We start from the raw sequence: 2,798 nt of genomic DNA, 5'->3' as shown, positions 1-2,798 counted from the left end.
CGGCTGGGCACCTTGCACGAACTAACCAAACTCGCACCAGCAGCGATACTCGCCGACGCTCTCGGCTACTCCCCTGCCACCATCGAACGACACGCGGTGGCTTCTGCCGCCACTTATGCCCAGTACGTATCAGCGATCGACGGAGATCTCAATGATTGAGCCTTGATGGGGCGTCGAACATTCAGCAAATATATCGGAGCGATAGGGGCGGGACGATGTCTAGATCAGGTCCATCTAAGAGTGCTGTTGTGCGATTCAAGATTCACCGACAGTACGAAGCCCGAAAAGATGCAGCAAACAATGCTGTGATGGGACTGCTAGCCGGTGCGCAATTATCGGCCCATTTCTTGCAGCCAACTCTCGGCTCAGAGCGCATGCTGCCTGAGATCTTTCCGAACGTCGAGCACATCAAGCGGTTCAACCTACGATCTGAAAGTGCTGCCGAGATCCTTTCTGCGGCAGATGCACACCTGGGGATGATGTCGGTCCCCTACGTACTGTCGCTTCACGAGGACTACCTGAGAACTTGCGCCAAAATGCTGCACAAGGCTGGGCGCTGTTCCGCCACAAAGGCGAAGGCCAATCTCAATGAGCTGCATCAGAATATCGCGGACGCTTCCGGCGCCGCGTACACGATTGACATGATCGCCTATATCGACGCGTTGCGATGGATGCGAAATGATGTGATCCATAATGGCGGAATCGTGCGTCAACAGTTGATTGATGCAGTGCGAGGGTGGACTCAGCCGCTAACAGATGGCTGGGTTGCTCTTGCTCGTCGAGATCCGACGGCGCTATCTGTTGGCGACCGGATCGAGTTTGGACATGGAGAAATGGTTGCTGTGCTTGCGGTTACCAAGCGCCTCGATCGAGAAACAAATGTAATGCTGCAGGCGGCCCTGCCTCGAACCACGTGGGTCTCGATGGTTGTTGATGAGGCAGACGAACTTGTGCCAGGCGGATGCGGAAAGGACCCCATACTGGGACTGCGCAAAGCCAAAGGTGTGGCGCGTCATCACTACGCCTCAGTCGGTCTGACGGAAGCGGAGATTAAGGCAGAAATTGCGCTTCGATAGGAAATGGTCGGGCATCTCATGCCAGATCTGACCCAGAGCTAAAGATAACAAAGCGGGGCTCTACAATTTGAGCTATCGGCCCAAGGGCCAACCGGTGCGTTAAGCCGGATCTCCGCGCTTCTGTGGAACGTCCGGCTACGAACCGGCACGGCTTACCCGCGCTCCTCAGTGCCATACTAGCACACCTCTCGGGCAGCAAAACTCTACACGTTGCGATGGCGCGCCTGACGCCACCGTCCGCATCCTCGCGCGACCCACTGGTTCTACCGCGGCGGCCTGGACCGCACGCTGTAGATCGCCGCCCGAGCAATAGTTCCCCGGCGCAGATAGCGCGAGACGGAGACTCTCAAAGCCACAGGTGATGTGAGAACGCCCAATACGATATGCGCATGAGAATTGTTAGCGCCACGGTTAGTGGCATTGGCGGCCTCGTCGACCAGACGATAGTCGTTCCACGTACGCCTGTCGTGGCGCTGGCCGGCCCAAACGGTACTGGTAAGTCAAAGCTCCTAGGGGCACTCATTTCGCCTTGGTCTCGACAGCTCCCGAATCCTAGGTCTGGCTGCACCGCGTCAGTTGAAATCGAGGTCGATCTGTCCGAGCCTGAGCGCTCAGCCATCGAATCCTTCAGCTCAGCGTCAGGATGGGGCCACGTCGATGTCAGGGGTCAAGTCGTACTTGGAATTCGACATAACCCGTACACGGGTGTTCAGTTCCAGGTACGCAGTGGCGCTGCCCCCGATGCCGGTCTAGTCGGACTCCCGACGGCCCTCTCAGAGTTTCCGGCGAACGAGATGTTTCTCCTGGAGAATCGGTCACTCAATCCGATGTACCTCCCGGCAGAGCGTCGGCTTATGCCTGCGGGTGTGGGCGCGATCGATATGCATCTCCTCGACGATGAATCTGCCTATCGGCGGTCTGCAGAATCCCGGCAGGCAGTCAGCAACTATGGTCGACTTGATGATGGTGAGTTCGAGCAATTTGCAAAAGCGCTTTGTATGGCGGATAAGCTTGATAACGAGCCCGGTTCGGAATCGGAGCCAACGACAATTTCCAGGGTCGGGTGGGAGCAATTTCGAGATACCGTCAACTCGCTACTGCATCCTAAAGTGCTGCTACCACTTACTCGACAGTATCCGGATGCTTTGCGAATACAGCTACCGAACGGCGAGGTCCATGCGGTTGCTGATCTGTCTAGCGGCGAACGTCAAGCACTCATAATCATTAGCCGAGTACTTCGCGCTGGGGCTGGACAGAGCATTGTTTTAATCGACGAGCCCGATGCCTATCTTCATCCAAACCTCAGTCAGCGTCTGATTGACGTTCTCATAGATGGGGTCGGACCTGAGGGGCAGATGTTGATTGCCACGCACAGTCCTGCGATCCTAGACCGCATCGCTCCCTCATCGATCATTCGCCTAGATCATGACAATGTCGCAATGCCTGTGTCGGATACGTCCGGACTTATCGAGCTTCATCGCAACACTGGTTTCAAAGCCAGCGCTCTGACTCAGAGCGATCTTCTAGTCGTTACAGAGGGTGACCTCGACGAAGTTGTCCTCAAGCTGCTCTACCCGCAATTGACGCGGGCTTCGATATCGCAAGGGCAGGGTCGCGCTGGGGTTGTGTCGAAGGTTGAGCATTTGGCTAGTTACGGGGTGCCTGTCATTGGACTGGTCGATCACGACATTGAACCGCCTCTGATCGACCTCGACTTAAAGT

General features: G+C 56.3%; 2 protein-coding genes and 1 pseudogene. All 3 read left to right on the top strand.

Going from position 1 to position 2,798, the window contains the following annotated elements; translation table 11 throughout:
* A pseudogene (locus ABZW74_RS24360) lies at positions 1-159 on the top strand (Fis family transcriptional regulator); the annotation flags it as partial.
* Positions 160-248: 89 nt separating this feature from the next.
* Positions 249-1,076 carry a hypothetical protein gene (locus tag ABZW74_RS24355; RefSeq protein WP_355280062.1) on the top strand — a complete coding sequence of 276 codons (828 nt, stop codon included), beginning with the start codon at positions 249-251 and terminating at the stop codon, positions 1,074-1,076.
* An 866-nt stretch (positions 1,077-1,942) separates the two neighbouring features.
* Positions 1,943-2,798 (top strand): AAA family ATPase (locus tag ABZW74_RS24350; protein ID WP_355280060.1); only part of this gene is annotated, 856 nt, incomplete at its 3' end.

Source organism: Gordonia sp. NPDC003585 (genome assembly GCF_040610755.1).
Taxonomy (GTDB): domain Bacteria; phylum Actinomycetota; class Actinomycetes; order Mycobacteriales; family Mycobacteriaceae; genus Gordonia.
Note: the sequence above shows the minus strand (reverse complement) of the source record. Positions and strands in the feature narration are given on the sequence as shown.